This window comes from Stenotrophomonas sp. CC22-02 (assembly GCF_004365115.1).
Lineage (GTDB): Bacteria > Pseudomonadota > Gammaproteobacteria > Xanthomonadales > Xanthomonadaceae > Stenotrophomonas > Stenotrophomonas forensis.
Window position 1 is genome coordinate 1,383,418 of the sequence record NZ_SOCO01000001.1, and the last position, 18,472, is coordinate 1,401,889.

The 18,472-nt window shown below is 67.2% G+C and carries 17 protein-coding genes; 10 read left to right on the plus strand and 7 right to left on the minus strand.

The window, feature by feature from the left end; all coding sequences use genetic code 11:
• Positions 1-3 precede the first annotated feature (3 nt).
• Genes N440_RS06570 through N440_RS06585 form a run of 4 tightly spaced genes read left to right on the plus strand, consistent with a single transcriptional unit; the run spans position 4 to position 4,505 of the window.
• Positions 4-1,224 carry a M20 aminoacylase family protein gene (locus N440_RS06570; RefSeq protein ID WP_133934475.1) on the plus strand — a complete coding sequence of 407 codons (1,221 nt, stop codon included), beginning with the start codon at positions 4-6 and terminating at the stop codon, positions 1,222-1,224.
• Entirely contained in the window at positions 1,221-1,772 is a 552-nt protein-coding gene (locus tag N440_RS06575) for a GNAT family N-acetyltransferase (RefSeq protein WP_133934476.1), read from the plus strand. The genes N440_RS06570 and N440_RS06575 overlap by 4 nt, the downstream gene beginning before the upstream one ends.
• Positions 1,769-3,514 (plus strand): amino acid ABC transporter permease/ATP-binding protein, encoded by a 1,746-nt coding sequence (locus N440_RS20530; protein WP_133934477.1) that lies wholly within the window; start codon positions 1,769-1,771, stop codon positions 3,512-3,514. Before N440_RS06575 ends, N440_RS20530 begins: the two co-directional genes overlap by 4 nt.
• 16 nt (positions 3,515-3,530) lie before the next feature.
• Positions 3,531-4,505, plus strand: coding sequence for an ABC transporter substrate-binding protein (locus N440_RS06585; RefSeq protein WP_133934478.1), 975 nt, complete (start codon positions 3,531-3,533; stop codon positions 4,503-4,505).
• A gap of 97 nt (positions 4,506-4,602) precedes the next feature.
• Here N440_RS06585 and N440_RS06590 read toward each other — a convergent pair whose 3' ends face one another.
• Positions 4,603-7,719: a discoidin domain-containing protein gene (locus N440_RS06590; RefSeq protein ID WP_133934479.1), complete on the minus strand. Its 3,117-nt coding sequence runs from the start codon at positions 7,717-7,719 to the stop codon at positions 4,603-4,605.
• A gap of 222 nt (positions 7,720-7,941) precedes the next feature.
• On the opposite strand from N440_RS06590, the gene N440_RS20535 reads away from it, so the two are divergent.
• The gene (locus N440_RS20535) at positions 7,942-8,184 is read left to right on the plus strand and encodes a hypothetical protein (protein WP_006435629.1); all 243 of its coding nucleotides are present in this window, start codon (positions 7,942-7,944) and stop codon (positions 8,182-8,184) included.
• Between the two features lie 33 nt (positions 8,185-8,217).
• Positions 8,218-8,715, plus strand: a complete 498-nt coding sequence (locus tag N440_RS06600; RefSeq protein WP_133934480.1) for a DNA-binding protein — start codon at positions 8,218-8,220, stop codon at positions 8,713-8,715.
• Positions 8,716-8,808: 93 nt separating this feature from the next.
• Here the strand turns inward: N440_RS06600 and N440_RS06605 are convergent, their stop codons facing one another.
• From N440_RS06605 to N440_RS06620, 4 genes are all read right to left on the minus strand, one after another.
• Positions 8,809-9,702: an SDR family oxidoreductase gene (locus N440_RS06605; protein WP_133934481.1), complete on the minus strand. Its 894-nt coding sequence runs from the start codon at positions 9,700-9,702 to the stop codon at positions 8,809-8,811.
• A gap of 23 nt (positions 9,703-9,725) precedes the next feature.
• A complete protein-coding gene (locus N440_RS06610; protein WP_133934482.1) occupies positions 9,726-10,223 on the minus strand; it encodes a DUF1097 domain-containing protein in 498 nt (165 codons plus the stop codon).
• Positions 10,224-10,239: 16 nt separating this feature from the next.
• Positions 10,240-10,983, minus strand: coding sequence for an SDR family oxidoreductase (locus N440_RS06615; protein WP_133934483.1), 744 nt, complete (start codon positions 10,981-10,983; stop codon positions 10,240-10,242).
• 223 nt (positions 10,984-11,206) lie between these two features.
• Positions 11,207-12,283: an MBL fold metallo-hydrolase gene (locus N440_RS06620; RefSeq protein WP_133934484.1), complete on the minus strand. Its 1,077-nt coding sequence runs from the start codon at positions 12,281-12,283 to the stop codon at positions 11,207-11,209.
• A gap of 104 nt (positions 12,284-12,387) precedes the next feature.
• Here N440_RS06620 and N440_RS06625 point away from each other — a divergent pair, with 104 nt between their 5' ends.
• The gene (locus tag N440_RS06625; RefSeq protein ID WP_053449559.1) at positions 12,388-12,999 is read left to right on the plus strand and encodes a TetR/AcrR family transcriptional regulator; all 612 of its coding nucleotides are present in this window, start codon (positions 12,388-12,390) and stop codon (positions 12,997-12,999) included.
• On the opposite strand, the gene N440_RS06630 is transcribed toward N440_RS06625, so the two are convergent.
• Together N440_RS06630 and N440_RS06635 are read right to left on the minus strand one after the other, a co-directional pair.
• A complete protein-coding gene (locus tag N440_RS06630; RefSeq protein ID WP_133934485.1) occupies positions 12,996-14,942 on the minus strand; it encodes an EAL domain-containing protein in 1,947 nt (648 codons plus the stop codon). The two genes, N440_RS06625 and N440_RS06630, sit on opposite strands and share 4 nt — an antisense overlap.
• Positions 14,943-15,038: 96 nt before the next feature.
• Positions 15,039-15,755 (minus strand): SDR family oxidoreductase, encoded by a 717-nt coding sequence (locus N440_RS06635; RefSeq protein WP_133934486.1) that lies wholly within the window; start codon positions 15,753-15,755, stop codon positions 15,039-15,041.
• Between the two features lie 184 nt (positions 15,756-15,939).
• On the opposite strand from N440_RS06635, the gene N440_RS06640 reads away from it, so the two are divergent.
• The 3 genes from N440_RS06640 to N440_RS06650 all read left to right on the plus strand — a co-directional run bounded on the left by N440_RS06640 (position 15,940) and on the right by N440_RS06650 (position 18,453).
• Positions 15,940-16,749 carry an APH(3')-II family aminoglycoside O-phosphotransferase gene (locus N440_RS06640; protein WP_133934487.1) on the plus strand — a complete coding sequence of 270 codons (810 nt, stop codon included), beginning with the start codon at positions 15,940-15,942 and terminating at the stop codon, positions 16,747-16,749.
• A gap of 82 nt (positions 16,750-16,831) precedes the next feature.
• Entirely contained in the window at positions 16,832-17,422 is a 591-nt protein-coding gene (locus tag N440_RS06645) for a TetR/AcrR family transcriptional regulator (RefSeq protein WP_133934488.1), read from the plus strand.
• Positions 17,419-18,453 carry a heparan-alpha-glucosaminide N-acetyltransferase domain-containing protein gene (locus N440_RS06650; protein WP_133934489.1) on the plus strand — a complete coding sequence of 345 codons (1,035 nt, stop codon included), beginning with the start codon at positions 17,419-17,421 and terminating at the stop codon, positions 18,451-18,453. The genes N440_RS06645 and N440_RS06650 overlap by 4 nt, the downstream gene beginning before the upstream one ends.
• The last annotated feature ends 19 nt before the right edge of the window (positions 18,454-18,472 follow it).

The window sequence follows — 18,472 nt, forward strand, 5'->3', positions numbered from 1 at the left end:
GCGATGAGCGGAGAAATCGCGGCAGTGCAGGACCAGGTCCGGCGGACACTCACGTCGAGCGGTGTGCTGCCCGAAATCGCAGCACGCGCCGACGCGGCCATCGCCATCCGCCACGACCTGCACCGGCACCCGGAGCTGGCCTTCGAGGAACACCGCACCAGTGCCCGCGTAGCCGAACTGCTGCAGCAGTGGGGATATGAAGTCACAACCGGTCTGGGTGGCACCGGCGTGGTCGGCACGCTGCAGCGCGGGCAGGGCAGTCGTCGCCTCGGCCTGCGCGCCGACATCGATGCACTGCCGATCCACGAGGATTCCGGACTGGCCTATGCCAGCCAGACCGACGGCCTGATGCACGCCTGTGGCCACGATGGGCATACCGCCATCCTGCTCTCGGCCGCGCATTACCTGGCTCACCATGGCCGTATCGACGGCACCCTGCAGCTGGTGTTCCAGCCGGCCGAGGAAACCGGCTCGGGTGCGTCGAAGATGATTGCCGATGGCCTGTTCGAGCGTTTCCCGGTGGATGCGATCTATGGGCTGCACAACTGGCCGGGCGTACCCGTGGGCCACTTCGGCTTCGTCGATGGTCCGGCGATGGCGTCGGTGGACTGGGCGCGACTGAAGGTGATCGGCAAGGGCGGCCATGGTGCCGAGCCGCAAGGCAGTGTCGATCCGATCCTGGTGGCGGCGCACATCATCACCGCGCTGCAGAGCGTGGTGTCGCGCAATGTCGATCCGCGGCAGATGGGCGTGGTCACGGTCGGCTCGATCCATGGCGGGCAGGCCGCCAATGTGATTCCGGACGTGGTCGAACTGACCTTGACCGTGCGCGCCTATCTGCCCGAGGTGCGCGACACCCTGCGCCGTCGGACCATCGAGATTGCCGAGCAGACCGGCGCCGCCTTCGGTGCGCGGGCCGAGATTGCGTTCCCGCGTGGCTTCCCCAGCGTGATCAACCATCCGCAGCAGACCGCCTATATCCGCGAGGTGGCACTGCGGGGCTTCGGCGCCGAACAGGTGGTGCCTGACTTCGCGCCGCGCACGGCCAGCGAGGATTTCGCTTTCCTGCTGCAGGCACGGCCCGGAAGTTTCGTGTTCGTCGGCAACGGCGACAGCGCGCCGCTGCACAGCCCGCGCTATGTGTTCAACGACGCCGCCATCGCGCCGGCCGCCAGCCTGTGGGCGCGGTTGGCCGAAGACTACCTGGTGAAGGACGTGGCATGAGCAGCAACGAACGCTTCCTCTATACCTCGGTGGATGATCCGCTGGCACGGCCCCTGTTCGATGGCCTGGAGCAGGAGTACGACAGTCGCTATGCGGATGTGCGCCGACGCATCGGTGGCAGTGCCCGCGAGGAGCTGCAGCGCTACCCGGCGCAGGCGTTCGCCGCTCCGGTAGGGGCGTTCGTGCTGTTGCTGCGCGACGGCGTTGCGATCTCCGGTGGCGCCTTCATGCCGCACCGCGATCCGGAGACCGCCGAATTCAAGCGGATCTGGACGCTGCCGGGGCTGCGCCGCCAGGGCATCGCGCGGCGCGTGCTGCAGGAACTGGAAGACCAGGCGGCGCGCCAGGGTTACCGGCGGGTGTTCCTGACCACCGGCTTCCGCCAGCCCGAGGCGGTCGGGCTGTACCTCAGCCATGGCTACACCGCGCTGTTCGATCTGCAGGCGGATCCGGAAACCATCGCTCACCTGCCGTTCGAGAAGTATCTGCAGGCGCCCGCGTCACGGGTCGCGCAGGTGCAGGCTGTACTGCATGGAGCCCACGCATGAGCACGCCCTCGACCGCGCTGGATGGCATTGCCGCACACCCGGCGCCAGCACCTGCGCTGAAGATCGTGCCGGCCCGGCATCCACTGCAGGTGTTCGGAACGGTGCTGGCGCTGGCGTTGATCCTGATTGCCCTGCAATCGGTGCTGGGCAATCCGCGCTGGGGCTGGGGCACGTTCGCCGAGTGGTTCTTCGCGCGCCCGGTGCTGGAAGGCCTGGGCCGCACGCTGCTGCTGACCGCACTGGGTACCGGCCTTGGCTTCGCGCTGGGCACCCTGCTTGCGCTGGCGCGCGTCTCCGGCTCGCCACTGCTGTCGGCGGTGTCGTGGGGCTACGTCTGGTTGTTCCGTTCGATCCCGCTGCTGGTGCTGTTGTTGCTGCTGAACAACCTGGGCTACCTGTACAGCACCATCGAGCTGGGCGTGCCGTTCACCGGCATCAGCCTGTTCTCGTACCCGACCACCCAGCTGATCGGTGTGTTCACGGCGGCGGTGCTGGGCCTTACGTTGAACCAGGCCGCATTCTCGGCCGAAGTGATCCGCGGTGGCATCCTGTCGGTCGACCATGGCCAGTACGAGGCGGCAGCCGCGCTTGGCCTGCCGCGTGGCCGCCAGGTGCGCCGCATCATCCTGCCGCAGGCGATGCGCTCGATCCTGCCGGCGGCGTTCAACGATGTGATCGGCCTGGCCAAGAGCACGTCGGTGGTCTATGTGCTGGCGCTGCCGGAGCTGTTCTACACCGTGCAGGTGATCTACCGCCGCAACCTTGAGGTGGTGCCGCTGCTGATGGTGGCCACGGTCTGGTACCTGGTGATCCTGACCGTGCTGTCGCTGCTGCAGCGGCGGGTGGAGCAGCGCTTCGCGCGCGGCCAGCTGCAGCGCGAGCGCTCGGTATCGCGTGTCTCGTCGCCGAGGCGTACACAGCACGATCCCACGCCGCGCGCCACCAGCCGCCCGCGCATCGCAGCACAGGTTGAAGCGGGCGAGGGTGCATCGGTGTCGTTGCATGGCGTAGGCAAGGTGTTCGGCGACCAGCCGGTGCTGGAAGACGTGAACCTGGACCTGCGCGCGGGCAGCGTGACCGTACTGATCGGCCCGTCCGGTGCCGGCAAGTCCACGCTGCTGCGGTTGATCAACCACCTGGAACGCGCCGACAGTGGCTACGTGACCGTCGGCGGCCAGCTGATCGGCTACCGCCGTGACGGTGACACTCTGTACGAGCTGCCGGAGCGTGAGATCCGCCGCCGCCGCGCCGAGGTGGGCATGGTGTTCCAGGGCTTCAACCTGTTCCCGCACCTGACCGCGCTGGAGAACATCATCGAGGCGCCCATCGCCGTGCGCGGCGTGCCGCGCGCGCAGGCCGAGCAGCAGGCGCGCACGCTGCTGGAGCGGGTGGGCCTGGCCGACAAGGCCGATGCCTTCCCGCGCCAACTGTCGGGCGGTCAACAGCAGCGCGTGGCGATTGCCCGCGCGCTGGCCCTGCAACCGAAGGTGCTGCTGTTCGACGAGCCGACCTCGGCGCTGGACCCGGAACTGGTCGCCGAGGTACTCAGCGTGATCGAGGAACTGGCCCGCTCCGGCACCACGCTGGTGATCGTTACCCATGAGTTGAGCTTCGCCCGCCGCGTGGCCGACCACGTGGTGATGATGGACCAGGGGCGGGTGATCGAGCAGGGCACGCCCGAGGCCCTGTTCCAGCGCCCGCGGCAGCAACGCACCGCCGATTTCCTGGCCAAGACTCCGTAACCCTGAAAGGAACGCCATGAGCCCTGCAGCACCGCGTGGACCGTCGCGCAGCACCCTGTTGATCGTGGGCGTGCTGGTCATCGGCATCGCTGGCATCGTCTATTCGCGCGTGCGCCAGGCACCGGATGCCGGCACCGTGGCAGCAGCCAGCCTGGCCGGTGCGAACACCGCCGTGCTGAAAGGCACGCTCGATCCGAAGGCGCAGGCGTTGATTCCCGCTGGCTACCGCTTCGTCACGCCCGGTACGTTCACCGTGGCCACCCACCCGGGGCAGCTGCCACTGGCCGACTATGGTGCTGACAGCAAGCAGGTGGTCGGCATCGAGCCAGACATCGCGCGGCTGATTGCCGATGCGCTGGGCCTGAAGCTGGTGATCGTGCCGGTGGCCTGGGCCGACTGGCCGCTGGGGCTGGAATCGGGCAAGTACGATGCAGTGCTGTCGAACGTGACGGTTACCGAGGAGCGCAAGAAGAAGTTCGATTTCTCCAGCTACCGCTACGACCTGCTGGGCATCTATACGCGCAGCGATGGGCCGATCCGGAAGATCGAAAAACCTGCCGATGTGGCCGGGCTGAAGGTGGTGGTCGGTGCGGCCACCAACCAGGACCAGATCCTGCGGCAGTGGGACCAGCAGAACATTGCGGTCGGGCTGAAGCCGGTGGAATACCAGTACTTCGATGATGCGGTGGTGGGGCGGCTTGCGGTGATCACCGGCCGTGCCGACGTCTCGTTCGAGCCCAATGCCACCGGCGCCTACTCGGCGCGCGACGGCAAGGTACGGCGCGTCGGCCTGTTCCCCGGTGGCTGGCCGAACGCTGCGGCGATCTCGGTGACCACGCGCAAGGGCAGCGGCCTTGCCGATGCAGTGACACAGGCGCTGAACACCCAGATCGGCAGCGGCACGTATGCGCAGGCGCTGGCGCGCTGGAACGTGGCCGAGGAAGCGGTGCCGCAGTCGCAGACGAACCCGCCGGGGTTGCCTGCACTCTGACGCCGGGCATGTCCCGGCGCTACCGCCGCTTCTGTAGAGCCGAGCCATGCTCGGCTGCAGTTCGCTCGGTACGCGATGCGTCGAGCATGGCTCGACGCTACCAGCGCGCTTCCAGCGTCCGGAACGGCTTCTCCAGGCGCACACCTTCGGCATCGAACGCGGTGACCGAGCGACCATCCACCCGCACCGCCTTCGGCACCTTCCGCTCCGGCCACCAGACCTTCACCGCCGTGCCGTTGCGCAGTCCGTCGCCCAGGGTGACCACCAGCGTGCCGTCGCGCTGCCGCGCCTGCATCTGCAAAGTGCCATACGCAGTGGGCAGTCGCTCCACCGCCAGCCCATCACCGGCCACCCAGGACGGCGGAGTGCCCGGCAGCAATGACAGCGCATCATCGTCTTCGCGCATCAACATGCCGAACAGCGTGCGGCCGTACTCGGCACCAATCCAGGTGTGCGGCATGTCACCCAGGTAGCGCGGAAAGCGCAGCCGCGAATGCACCACTTCGGCCAGCACCTGCCACTCCAGCGGGCGCCGGTCATGCAGCAGGCCCTGCAGCAGTTCATCGGCAGCCTCGGGCCGGCCCAGGTGCACGTAGCTCAGTACGTTGCGGATCTCATACGGCGTGTAGGCATACAGCGCACCGGGCTGCTTGCGCTTGCGCACGTCCTCCAGATAGCGGGCGAAGGTGGTCCGCAATGCATCGGCAGGCAACACGCTCTGCGCGCCGGTCGGGTCCAGGGCGATCGAGACGCCCGTGGGATCGCCATCACCCAGATCGGCCGAGGACGGGATGAAGTCGATGCCCTTCCACGCCATCGTCGCGCGGATCGAGGCGTGCAGCGCGTCGTACAGGGCCCTGTACTGCTGACGCGCCCACACCGCGGTTTCGTGATCGCCCAGTGCATCGGCCAGCCACGCGCCATCGTGCCAGCCCTTCAGGCCCCAGTAGTCATCCCAGTAGCTGTGGGTGGGCGAGGGGTAGCCCTCATGACTGATCGATGGCGCAAGGATGCCCGCGAAGCGTTCCGGCGCCGGCTGGCCGGCCATGTAGCCGGGCACCAGGGTGCGTTCGCGCAACTGCTGCAGGAAGCGCAGCGCCGCCTTCACTTTCGGCAGGTACGCTCGCACCGACTCTGGCCCGCCATCGAGCCGGGCGACATCGGCAACCAGCGCCACATACTGGCCCTGGCTGTCGTACTCGATGTCCGAACCGAAACCGGTGTTGACGCTGCCATCGTCGTTGAGGATCGGCGAGACCAGTCCATTGGCGTGCACGCCGTGCTCGCTGTACCACCCCAGGTAGTCGCGCGCGACCTTGGCTTCGCCCATGCGCAGCAGCACCGCCGAGGTGGCCATGCCGTCGCGGATGAAAGAACGGTTGTAGTTGCGTGGCCCCGGTTGCATGGCCGGCCCGGTCTGGTTGATCAGCATGTAGGCGGCCTGCGCGCGCAGCATGTCGACCAGCGAGGGATCGGGCAGGCGCAGGCCGACCTGGCCCAGCCGTGCCTGCCAATCCGCCGAGGCCTGCGCGGACAGCGCGTCGAACGCGGCATCGGCCCCGTGTGGCAGCGAGGACAGGTCGAGAGGTGGCGCTTCTGGCAGCGCGCCGTTGGCATCGGCGGCGGCGGTACCCAACGGGAAGGCGGCCACGATGGCCTCGCTGGCCCCGGGCGCCAGCGAAACGCGATAGCTGAGGGCCGCGGCGGCAAGCCCCTGATCATCGCGTGCCCGTTGCGTACTGGGCAGCGTGCCGGCGGCGATGGCGGCAGTGATTTCCGTTGCACCTTCCGCTCCGAAGGGCGCGGCGCCCGACGCCGTCACCGGGGTGAGTGAATGCAGCAGGGTGCGGCCATTGATGCGCACCGCCTGACCTTCGACGGACACGTCGCGGATGGGTGACAGGCCACCGTTCTGCCACGGCGGGTTCATCTGCATCGGGCGTACAACCAGGGTCAGCGTGCCGTTGATCGCGGTCGTGCCGCTGTTGTGCAGCCGGTGGCGAAGCAGGGTGACCGGCTGCCCGTCGCGCTCAATGGCGAAGGCCTCGCTGCGCAGCTCCAGTCCGGGCTGCGGCGCCCAGGTGGCCGACGGCATCGGCTTCCAGCCATCGCGCAGGGCATGCTGCACAGTCTGCCCCGCCGCACCTGCAGCGTGCCCGTCGGCATTGCGCCAGATCGGCTGCACCAGCGGTGCGCCCTTGAAGGCTTCGAGATTGCCATATTCGTCGAAGATCGATTTCTGCCGGCCCGCATGCACGCCCACAGCGGTCCAGTAGGTCTGCTGCATCTGCAGCGAGGCGGGGAACAAGGCACGTTGCGCACCGCTGGCGGCAATCTGGTAACGCTTCATCGGCGTCATCACCGCCTTCGGGCCCAGCAGGCGGATGCGGGCGATCTGCGCAGCGTCGCCGTGCACCGTCAGCCGCAGAGCCTGGATGTCGAGCGGCGCGCTGGCGGCAAGCCAGCTCTGCTGCCGGGTCGCGGCCTGCGCATCCATCGCCAGCGCATGCCAGCGGCCTTCTGCATCCTGGGCCTGCAGCGCTGCGGCGCCATGCACGTTGGCCCAGTCCACCGCCAGCCCGGTGCTCGGCTGCGGCCGTGGCAAGGTGATGTCGAGCGTATGGACACCGCCCTTGCCAGCGGGAATGGCTACCGCACTGCCGCCTTGCCACAGCGCCGCGGACTGCGTGGCATCGAGTCCTACCACGCGCGCGCTGAGCGACGTATCGAGCGGTTCCATTTCGAAGATCGACACGCCCCAGTCGGAGGTGCGCTGCGGACTGGCCAGGCGCAGGTAGCGGGCCTGGCGTGGCGCGAAGTACAGCGTTTCGACGCCGCCGAGTGAATCGCCCATGGTGTAGGCGGTCTGCCACTGCGTCCCGTCCAGCGAGGTCTGCAACGTGTAGCCCTCGGGATTGGAGACATCCCAGGTCAGGCGCACGCCAGCGAGCGTGGCCGGCGCGCCGAGGTCGACCTGGAACCAGTGGCCGGGACTGAACGCGCCGCCGGTCACCGTGCTCGGATCGTTGTCGATCAGGTGGCTGATGGCCATGGCCGGGACCTGCTGCGATGAAGCACTTGCCCGCCACTGGTCGCGGGCCGGCAGGTTCTGGGCCTGCGTGGAAAAGGTCAGCCCTACAAACAGCAGGGCTGCGGTGAGGCGGAAAGAGGAGGGCCACTTGAGGTCCGTGGAGCGTTCAGCGCGCAATGCCATTACAGACAGCCTCGCAGGTTCGGCCGGGATCGGGCGAGCGCTACGCTAGCAAGGGTTGTAATCGTTTACATGACGCGCTGCGGTAGGCGATGCAACGAGTGCTGACGGATGTGGCTCTGGACGCATGACCGGGATTGGCTAGGGTCATTGCTCAAGGCAAAGTCATGCAGGTTGTCATTTGACAACCTGGGCCTGTCATGTGCAGACTAGGGAGAACAAGGAATGTCTCGTGCTCGTCATCCCGACAAGGACATCGAATCGGTGCTGCGGTTCGCGGAAGCTCGAGGCTGGAGCCTCCGTGTAGGTGGGAGCCACGCGTGGGGCCGGATGTATTGCCCTTACAACGACACCGACTGCCGATGCGGAGAATTCTGTGTCGTGAGCATCTGGAGCACGCCGCGCAGTCCTGGCAATCATGCGCGCGCCTTGCGCCGCGTGGTCGAGAACTGCAGTCGTGAGCAATGAAATCAGTCTTCGATGGAAGCGAGGTGGCAGATGATGGAATTCAATTTCACCCTGAAGTACCGCTTGCCCGCACGCTACGATGACGTCGGAGTGCTTGAGCGGCGGCTGGTAGAGGCGGGGTGTGACGACGCGCTTCTGGGCAGCGGCTTGCCGGGAAGGATGGCGTTGGCCTTCTGCCGTGATGCCGACAGCGCGGTGGTCGCGCTGTGCTCGGCAGTGGATGATGTGCAGCGGGCCGTGCCGGGTGCCGAACTGGTGGAGGTGAGCCCCGATCTGGTGGGGCTTACGGATGTGGCCGATCTGCTCGGGATGTCGCGACAGAACATGCGGAAGCTGATGCTGGCCAACCCGCAGTCGTTTCCGTCCCCGGTGCATGACGGCTCAACCTCCATCTGGCACCTGGCCGACATTCTGGGTTGGTTGCGTGCGCGTGGCAGCGAGAAGGTCACCACGGAAATGGCCGAATTGGCCGCGGCCGCATTGCAGTTGAATCTGGCCCGGGAAGGGCGCAGGTTGCAGCCGAAGGCGTAGTGCCGGGCTACCGCATCAACGCAGTCACCCGCGCGCTGGCGTCCTGCGAAAGGGCGCCCGAAGGCGCCCTGCAAGTGCACCGGTTTTCCGGGCTCAACCTCGTGGCGAGAGCAGGTCTGCAAGACCGATGGAGGAGTACATTTCGCGTCGCATGCGATCGGCAACGGCATTGACAACTTCGGCGCCGTCCTGTGAGGGGTCTACATGTACCCGGAATGGCCGATGTCCGTGTGGCAGGCCCACCACCCGCACGATCTGCCGCGCGACTTCCTCGGGATCGGCATCTGCAGGCTCCAATCCTGCCAGGCCCTTCAGTGCCTGGTCGGCGACACCGGCGTAGGGACCGTTCTCATAGTCGGCCGCGATGGCGCTATCGGCGGGTGTGCCCGAATGCAGGAAATGGTTGGTGCCCTTGGTGAATGCACCCGGCACCATGATGGTGGTCTCGATGCCCCACCGCGACAGTTCGGTTGAATAGGACACGGCCAGTGCATCCATTGCGGCCTTGGCGGCGAAGTAGGGCGCAAGGAACGGAGGAGTGCCACCGCGTGTGGAGGACGAGCCGATCCAGACGAGCAGGCCGTTGCCACGGCGGCGCAGGTGCGGAAGCGCGGCGCGGTTCACCCGCTGCGTGCCCAGCACATTGACGTCGTACTGCTGCATCAGCTGTTCCGGGGTGAATGCTTCAGCCGGCCCGAACACCATGTGCCCGGCGTTATGCACGATGACGTCGAGCGCGCCTGCGTCGGCCAGCACATGTTCGACCGCCGCCTGGCTGGACGCGTCCGACTGTACGTCCAGTTCGACGCTACGAAGGTCGGCGTGATGCGCGTCTGCCCACTGTGCGATGTCGGCCACGCGGGTTGCATTGCGCCCGCGTGTTTCGCGCATCGAGGCGTAGACGACGTGGCCGGCAAGGGCCAGTGCCTTGGCGGTCATCAGGCCAAAGCCGGAGGATGCGCCGGTGATCAGGATGGTGTGTGACATGGGAGCTCCAGAAGAAGAAAGGGTCATGGCCGGGCGCGGGCCAACAGGCGCTGCGGCACGGTGTGCGCGGTCCAGGCGGCCAGTGAGCCGAGGGCGCTGGCCGCGGCCAGCTCGGAGAGATGGGCCAGCGAGGGCTCAAGGTGGGCCGCGAACCAGCTGACCAGTCCGAGGAAGTACCCCAGCAGGTTGTTCAGCACCGGCAGGCCACGCAGGGCAACCACACACAGCGCTACGACCAGTACAACGACGGGCACGGCCAACGAGGCACCCAATGAGGGCGAGAGCAGGCCCACTGCAAGTGTTGCCAATGCGCCGATGCCCAGCCCGAACCAGACGCAGGCCAGGTTTTCGATCGTGGAGCGGGTGCCCTGCAGCCGCGTGAAAAAGGCAATCCAACCGATGAACATCGTCCACACCGGCCAGCCGGCATGCAGCGCACCGGCAGCGGCGAAGGCCGCAGTGAGCGCCGCGGTCACGGTGACGAGGGCGTAAGCGCTACGGGAAACGGGGATCGGATTCATGGCGTCTCTCCGTGGTTCAGACCGCGCCGCCGTTGGCACGCAGGACCTGACCGTTGATCCATCCGCCGTCGGCACCGGCCAGGAAGGCCACGGCAGCGGCGATGTCATCCGGCGTACCCAGGCGTTCAAGCGGGCTCATCTTTGCCAACCGGTCGATCAGTTCGGCTGACTTGCCTTCCAGGAACAGGCTCGTTGCCGTCGGGCCCGGTGCGACCGCGTTCACGGTGATGCCGCGGCCGCGCAGTTCCTTGCTGAGGATGGCGCTCATGGTTTCCACCGCCGCCTTGCTTGCGGCATAGACGCCGTAGCGCTCAAGCTTGAATCCGACCACGCTGGTGGACAGGGTGACGATGCGGCCGCCATCGCGAACACGGCGTGCGCTCTCGCGCAGCACATTGAACGCGCCCTTCAGGTTGATGGCGATGAGGCGGTCGAACAGGGTGTCTTCGCTCTCGGCAAGCGAAGCGAGTTCCAGTACCCCGGCACTGTTCACGACCACATCGACACCGCCGAAACGTGCCTCGATCGCTTCGAACAGGGACTGCACGGACTGCGGGTTGGCGACATCGGCTTGAAGCGCGACGGCCTGGCCACCCTTGGCCATCAGCTCGTTGGCCAGTGCTTCGGCCTCTTCGTGACGGCCGGCATAGTTGATGGCAACGGCAAAGCCGTCGGCGGCGAGGCGGCGGGAGATGGCGGCGCCGATGCCGCGCGAGCCGCCGGTAACAAGAGCAACGGGGGCTGAGGAAGCGATGTTCATGTTCAGATCCAGGAAGGCGCACCCACATGGCGCACGATCATCCTGAGCGTAATTGCCGGACGGATAATCCCCCTTGATCCGGCAACATCATCCGGGTAGCCGAACAATCAGGCCGCCGACCCGCTGTACGTCCGCGTCAGGGCCGCCACAGGCGGCTGTGCCTGCTGCAACACCCGCGCGAGGCGGGTGCGGCAGAGGGTTCCAGGCAGGGCGCGATGGCAGGCTACAACTGCACCTGCTCCCACCAGCGCGTGCCGGCGCTCGGCGCCTGCATGTCCAGCGCTTCGCCCATCATCGGCGTGGCGACCGGCACGTTGTTTGCCTTCGCCAGGGCGGTGATGCGCTCGAATGGTTGCTGCCAGGCATGCAGGGCGAGGTCGAAGGTTCCATTGTGGATCGGCAGCAGCCACTTGCCGCGCAGGTCCAGGTGCGCCTGCAGGGTCTGTTCCGGTTGCATGTGCACGAACGCCCAGCGAGGGTCATAGGCACCGGTTTCGATCATGGTGAGGTCGAACGGGCCGTACTTCTCGCCGATGGCCTTGAAGCCATCAAAGTAGCCGGTGTCGCCACTGAAGAAGATTCGGAAGTCGCCGTCCTGGATGACCCATGACGCCCACAGGCTGCGATCACTGTCGCCCAGCCCTCGGCCGGAAAAGTGCTGGCCCGGGGTGGCGGTCAGGCGCAGGCCGCTGGCTTCGGTCGACTGCCACCAGTCCAGCTGTTCCACCTTGGCGGCATCCACGCCCCAGGCGATGAGCTGGTCGCCCACCCCCAGCGGCGCAATGAAACGCGCGGTCTTGCCGGCCAGCTGCATCACCGCGGCGTGGTCGAGATGGTCGTAGTGGTTGTGCGAGAGGATCACACCGGCGATCGGCGGCAGTTCGTCGATGCTGATCGGGGGCGCGTGGAAACGCGCCGGGCCCATCCACTGCACCGGAGAGGCGCGCTCGGAGAATACCGGGTCGGTCAGCCAATACTGGCCGCGCAGCTTCAGCAGGATCGTCGAGTGCCCGAGCCGGAACAGGCTGCGGTCGGGCGCGGCATCGAGGCGGGCGCGGTCCAGCGGCAGCACTGGAATGGGGTGCGCCGGCACCGTGCCCTTGGGTTTGTTGAACAGGAACGTCCACCAGATCTCCGCGCCGTCGCGCAGGCCCATTGCCGGCCGCGGCAGGGCGTTGCGGAACTTGCCGTCGCGGTACTGCGGTGAATCGGGGAAGTCGGGGAGGGACCAGGACTTGCAGAAGGTGTAGGCGGTCACGGCGAGGATTCCAAGCAAAAGGACAAGGAGCAGGCGCTTCATGGGTGACGTCCGCTGGGTACACTGCACAGTGTAGTTTCGTGTTTTTCAAAAGTACACTGGTCGGTGTAAAATGTACGCATCCGTTCAGCTGACTGGTCCCTGCCATGCCCCGTGCCCCGCAACGCCTGACCGACCGCAAACGCGACGCCATCGTGCGCGCGGCGGTGGAGGAGTTCCGCGCGTCGGGGTACGAGGCCACCAGCATGGACCGCATCGCCGAAGCGGCCGGGGTCTCCAAGCGCACCGTCTACAACCACTTCCCAAGCAAGGAAGCGTTGTTCTCGATGATCCTGGAGGAGCTGTGGGAGCGCAGCGTGGCCAGCGACACCCTGCCGTACCGCGCCGACCAGCCGCTGCCGGCACAGCTGCTGCAGCTTGTGGGGCAGAAGCTGGAGCTGCTCAGCGACGCCAACTTCATCGATCTGGCGCGGGTGGCGATGGCCGAGATCATCCACTCGCCGGAACGCGCGCAGGCGATCGTGTGCCGCATGGGCGAGAAGGAAAGCGGCGAGAGTGCGTGGATCCGTGCCGCGATTGCCGATGGGCGCCTGCGCGCGGTCGATCCGGAATTTGCCGGGCACCAGCTGCACGGCCTGGTGAAGAGCTTTGCGTTCTGGCCGCAGGTGACGATGGGGCAGGCACCGTTGAACGCCGAGGAACGCGCGCGCGTGGCCGAGTCGGCGGTGGCGATGTTCCTGGGCTACTACGCGATCTAGCTGGCGGCGAAACGACGGAATTCATCCGCCGGCAGCGCAGCCGAGTACAGATAGCCCTGGCCGACATCCACGCCCAGTGCGCGCAGCTGCTGTTCCTGTGCCAGGGTCTCGGTGCCTTCGGCCACCACGATCGCGCCGCAGCGATGCGCGACTTCGACGATGAAACGCACGATCGACCGTGACTTGGCATCGGACAACGTGGCGATCAACGCCTGCTCGATCTTGACCTCGGCGATGGCCAGCTGCGAGAGCAGGATCAGGGTCGAGTAGCCCGCACCGAAATCGTCCAATGACAGGGTCACTTCGGCCGCCAGCAATTGCGCGATGTTGGCATCGACCACATCGCGTTCGACGATCTCGGTCCACTCGACGATTTCCAGGCGCAGCATCGTCCCGGGCACATCATGCAGCTGCAGCAGCTCCTGCAGGCGCAGGCCGAAACCGGGCAGGCGCAGCGACTCGGCGGAGACATTGACCGCCACGGTCAGCTGCAGGCCGTCACCCCGGCACTGCTGCAGGAAGTGGATGGCCGACTGCAGGGTGGCCCATTCCAGGTCGGCCAGGCGGCCCTGCCGGCGCAGCAGCGAGATCACCCGCATCGGCGTGACCATCCGGCCCTCGCCGTCGCGCATGCGCAGCAGTGCTTCGGCACCGACCAGGCGCCGGTCCTGCAGGCGATGCTTGGGCTGGTAGCACAACGGCGCGTCGCCGTGACGGAGCCAGCGTTCCAGTGCACCTTCGATCAGCACGTCGATCTCGCTGTCACGCTGGATCGGATCGTCGAAGAACACGACGCCCGACTCGATCGCGCTCAATGCCAGGGTGATCGCGCGGAAGGGCAGGTGCCCGTCGTCGGCGTCACCGGGCGGCTTCAGTTCGACCACCGCGCAGCGGACCAGCGGCCGGAAGCCTGGCCACTCCTCGCTGATGCGCTTGGCCAGCCCGGACGCCAGTTCGGTGATGCGAGGCTGCGTGCGCAGTTCCGGCAACGACAGGCCCTGGACCAGGATCGCCAGCGCGGCATCACCGAACTGGTAGATCTCCAGCCTGTCCGCCGGCATCGATGGCAGCAGGCGGTGCACATCGTCGCCGCTGTCGCGCCGCCATGGTCCGCTATCCTGCAGCGGCCCATAACGCAGCCGCAGATCACGCAGGTTGCCCATCTCGGCGACGATCAGGCACGCATGACCCATGCCGTCGTTGTAGCGCCAATAGTGCTGCAGGCGTTCGCCGAGCGCGCGCATGTTGGGCAGGCCGCTGATCGGGTCGATGCGCAGCCAGGCCTGCTCGCGCTGGCGCTGGGCATCGATCTGCGCATCGTTGTAGACCAGTGCGAATACGGCGCCCAGCATCAACAGCGACACGGGCAGTGCCAGCAGGCGCTGAATCGCCAGTTCTGTTACCGGCAGCTGATCGGCGCCGATGATCGCCACGCCGAGGGCCAGGCCCAGCGCGGTCACGCCGATGCGCACGCTCCAGGCCTGCAGGATCATCGGCAGCGAGAGTTCGTTGAGCATGCGCGGGTGCAGGCGCCTGCGCAGCCAGATGCCGGCCAGCATCTGCAGCAGGGATTCAAGGGCCGCGGGCAGGAAGAACTGGGTGCCGGAGAACTGGTAGCGGGCCAGCAGGCTGGCGGCCAGGCAGGCCAGGCCACCGCGCCAGCCGCCGAGCAGGCCGCTGACCAGCAGGATGTCGAAGCCGAGATGGAGCTTGACCACGCCCTGGGTATAGCGGGCTACGAACCAGGAATTGAACAGATAGATCAGGCCCAGCGCCACGCCCACATACAGGCGGCGCCCTTCGATGGCATGGCCGGCGCGGCGGGTGGCGATCAGCAGCACGCCGATCATGCCGATGACGGCGGTGGCCTGCAGCAGGTACAGCGGCAGGCTGGGCAGGGCACTGTCCAGGACCTGGGCCGTAACCCGTGAAAGCGCATCCATAGCAGGTTCCCGCCTGTGACCGACGGCCAGTGAAGAGCAGGGTAAACCACGGCCGCGCGCGCGGCCACTGACGCCTCCCGGCGCTGGCCGCCGAGGTCAGTAGCGCGGGTCGGCGATGGCCGGCAGCACCAGTTCGCGCACGAAGCCCGAGGGCGACAGCTGCAGCAGTGCACGCACCATGGTCACCACGTCGTGTACGGGCACCAGCTCGCCTTCGCCGCGCGCTGCGGCGTCAGCCACCGGTACCGACAGTGCATCGTCGGTATTGAGATAACCCAGCTGCAGGCTGGTGACCGCCAGGCGGCGCTCGCGGAAGCCTTCGCGCAGCGCATCGGCGATGCCGTTGAGGGCAAACTTCGAAGCGCCGAAGGCCACTTCCGGGCGGCCGCTGCGCGGCAGTGCCGAGGTCGAACCGGTCAGCACCAGCTGTGGCCGTGCTGCATTCAATACACGGGGCAACAGGCGCTGCAGCAGCATCAGGGTGGCGGTGATGTTGACGTCGACCAGCTGCGCGAGCGCGGCGTCGCTCTCATCGAGGAAGGCGTATTCTTCGCTGAAGGCCTTGTCTTCCCAGATGCCCAGGTTGTGGATCAGCACATCGATATCGGCCGGTGCGTGCGCTGCGATATGGTCGGCAGCGTCGGTTGGCCGCGACAGGTCCGCTTCGATCCATTGCAGCTCGACGCCTTCGGGACAGGCAATGTCGCGCGGGCGGCTGCGCGAGACGCCGATGACGGTGTCACCCGGGCCGCACAGGCCTTCGACGAATGCCCGACCGAGGCCCCTGCTGGCGCCGATGACCATCAACTTCATGTTGCTTCCTTGTATGCGGGAGTTGCAGCGACCATCGCGGCGCCGGCCACTGTGGACGGCTTGCCGTGATTCGTCCATCGACCCGCGCGCTGGCGTACGGACCCGGTTCAGCGCGGCGACGCGTCTGCCGGAAGTGCGCGACAATCGCCATCGTCACCGACCGACGCTGGACCTGCGCATGTGCATGGACGAAACCGGATCCACTCCTGGCGATCTGCCGCTGCCGCTGCCGCAGGCGTGGCAGCAGGTCCTGGCCGGCGCGCGTTTTGAGCGGCAGTCGATCGGCGTTTCGCGCGCGGATGTTGCCCGCGTGCACCGGCCCGGGCAGGCCGATGCGTTCCTGAAATCTGAAGTGATCGATGCCTTCAGCGAACTGGGGGATGAGATCGCGCGCCTGCGCTGGTTGCAGGCACAGGGGCAGCCCGCACCGACGGTGATGGCCACTGCCGAAGAAGCGGGGCGGCGCTGGCTGCTGATGAGTGCGCTGCCCGGCCGCGACCTGGCCACGTCAGCGGATCTACCACCGCAACACGTGGTGGAGGTGCTGGCCGACGCATTGCGCGACCTGCACGCTTTGCCGGTGTCAGCGTGTCCGTTCGACCAAGGGCTGGCGTCGCGTCTTCATGCCGCGCAGGCACGCGTCGAAGCCGGTGTGGTCGACGCCGACGACTTCGATGACGAACGCCTGGGCCAGAGCGCGCAACAGGTCTTTGTCGAGCTTTGTGCCAGCCGGCCGGCGCACGAAGACCGGGTGGTCTGCCATGGTGATGCCTGCCTGCCCAACCTGATGGTGGCCGACGGTCGCTTCAGCGGCTTCATCGATTGCGGACGCTTGGGCGTGGCCGACCGCTACCAGGATCTGGCATTGGCCGCGCGCAGCCTCGTGCACAATTTGGGTGACACGCGCTGGGTGGCGCCGCTGTTCCAGCGTTACGGCGTGATCGCCGATGAGCGGCGGTTGGCGTTCTATCGGTTGCTCGACGAGTTCTTCTGAAGCCAGCGGGGGCTGAACGCCGCCCTGCTGGTGGCTTCGCGCGCACTGTGAAATGGACGAACGTTCGTTCACTATTCGCGCCATGAGCCGAATCGACCGCAATGGGCAGCGCGTGGCCCTGATCCTGCAGGCGGCGCTGCAGTGCTTCCTGGCCAAGGGCTTCCACCAGACCAGCATGCGCGACATCGCGCAGGCGGCCGGCGTCAGCCTGGGCAACCTCTACAACCATTTTCCGGGCAAGGAGGCGATCATCCTTGCGGTAGCGGTGGCCGAGAGCGAAGAACTGGCACCGATGCTTCAGCGGCTGGCGGCCGCCGACGGCGAGCGCGCGCAGGTGATGGCGTTCCTGCTGGATCTGCATGCGCTGTGCCGGCAGCCGCAGTGGGCGACGCTTGCGGTCGAGGTGCTGGCCGAGAGTGCACGCACCCCTGCCGTGGCCGAGGCTTTCGCGGCCAATCGCAGGCAGCTGCAGCGGGCTCTGGCCGACGCCCTGCAGCGACTGGCACGGCGCGAGCGGCGGCGCCCGGCGCTGGCCGCGCCATTGCAGGCGCAGGTGCTGCTGGATGCCATCGAAAGCGATGCACTGCGCCAGGGGCTGGGCGAGGCCCGTGATGCGGATGCCGAGCCGTTGGATATCGGGCTGCTGGTACTGCTGCTGGGTGCGCGCGCATGAGCGCCGATGACCGGCGCCTGCACGGTCTGGACCTGGCACGCTACCTCGCACTGGCCGGCATGGTACTGGTGAATTTCCGCTTGGCGATGGCTGTGCCCGCAGAGGGTACGGGTGGGTTGGCAGGCTTCTTCCACCTGCTGGAAGGCAAGGCCTCGGCCACCTTCGTTACGCTGGCCGGGCTGGGACTGGTGCTGGCCACGCAGCGGCAGGGATGGTGGCCGGCCGCCGTGCAGACCTGGCGGCGCGCACTGTTCCTGCTGGTGCTGGGCCTGCTCAATCTGACCCTGTTCCCGGCCGATATCCTGCACTACTACGCGGTGTACTTCGCGTTGGCGGTGCTGTGGCTGCGTGCGTCGCCACGGCTGCTGCTGGCCAGCATCGTCGGCCTGGCCGCCGGTTCGTTCTGGGCGCTGCTGCAGTGGGACTACAGCGAAGGCTGGAACTGGCAGACGCTGGAGTATGCCGGCCTGTGGCAGTGGCCCGGCATGGCGCGCAACCTGTTGTTCAACGGCTTCCATCCGTTGCTGCCGTGGCTGTGCTTCTTCCTGCTGGGCATGCTGCTGGCGCGCCTGCCGTTGTCGCAGCCTCGGGTGCAGCGCGCACTGCTGGTGCTGGGCCTGCTGCTGATCGGGGCCGGGCATGGCGTGCAGCAGCTGGCGCAGGGAACGCCCTGGCAGCCGTGGCTGGGAACGCAGCCGATGCCGCCGGGACCGGCCTATGTGCTGACGGGCGCGGGAGCGGCCTGCAGTGTCATCGCAGCCTGCCTGTGGCTGGCGCGTCTACGCTCGGGCGAGTGGTTGGCACCGTTCACCGCGGCCGGGCGAATGACCCTGACCCTGTACGTCGGGCACATCCTGCTGGGCATGGGCACGCTGGAAAGCCTGGGCCTGCTGGATGGACGTGCCTCGCTCGCCTCGGTGCTGCTGTGGGCGCTGCTGTTCCTGCTGCTGGCGACCGGGGCGGCGTGGCTGTGGTCATGGCAGTTCGCGCGCGGCCCTCTGGAAATGGTGATGCGGCGCATTGCGGGCTAGCCCTCGGGTCGCGACGCAC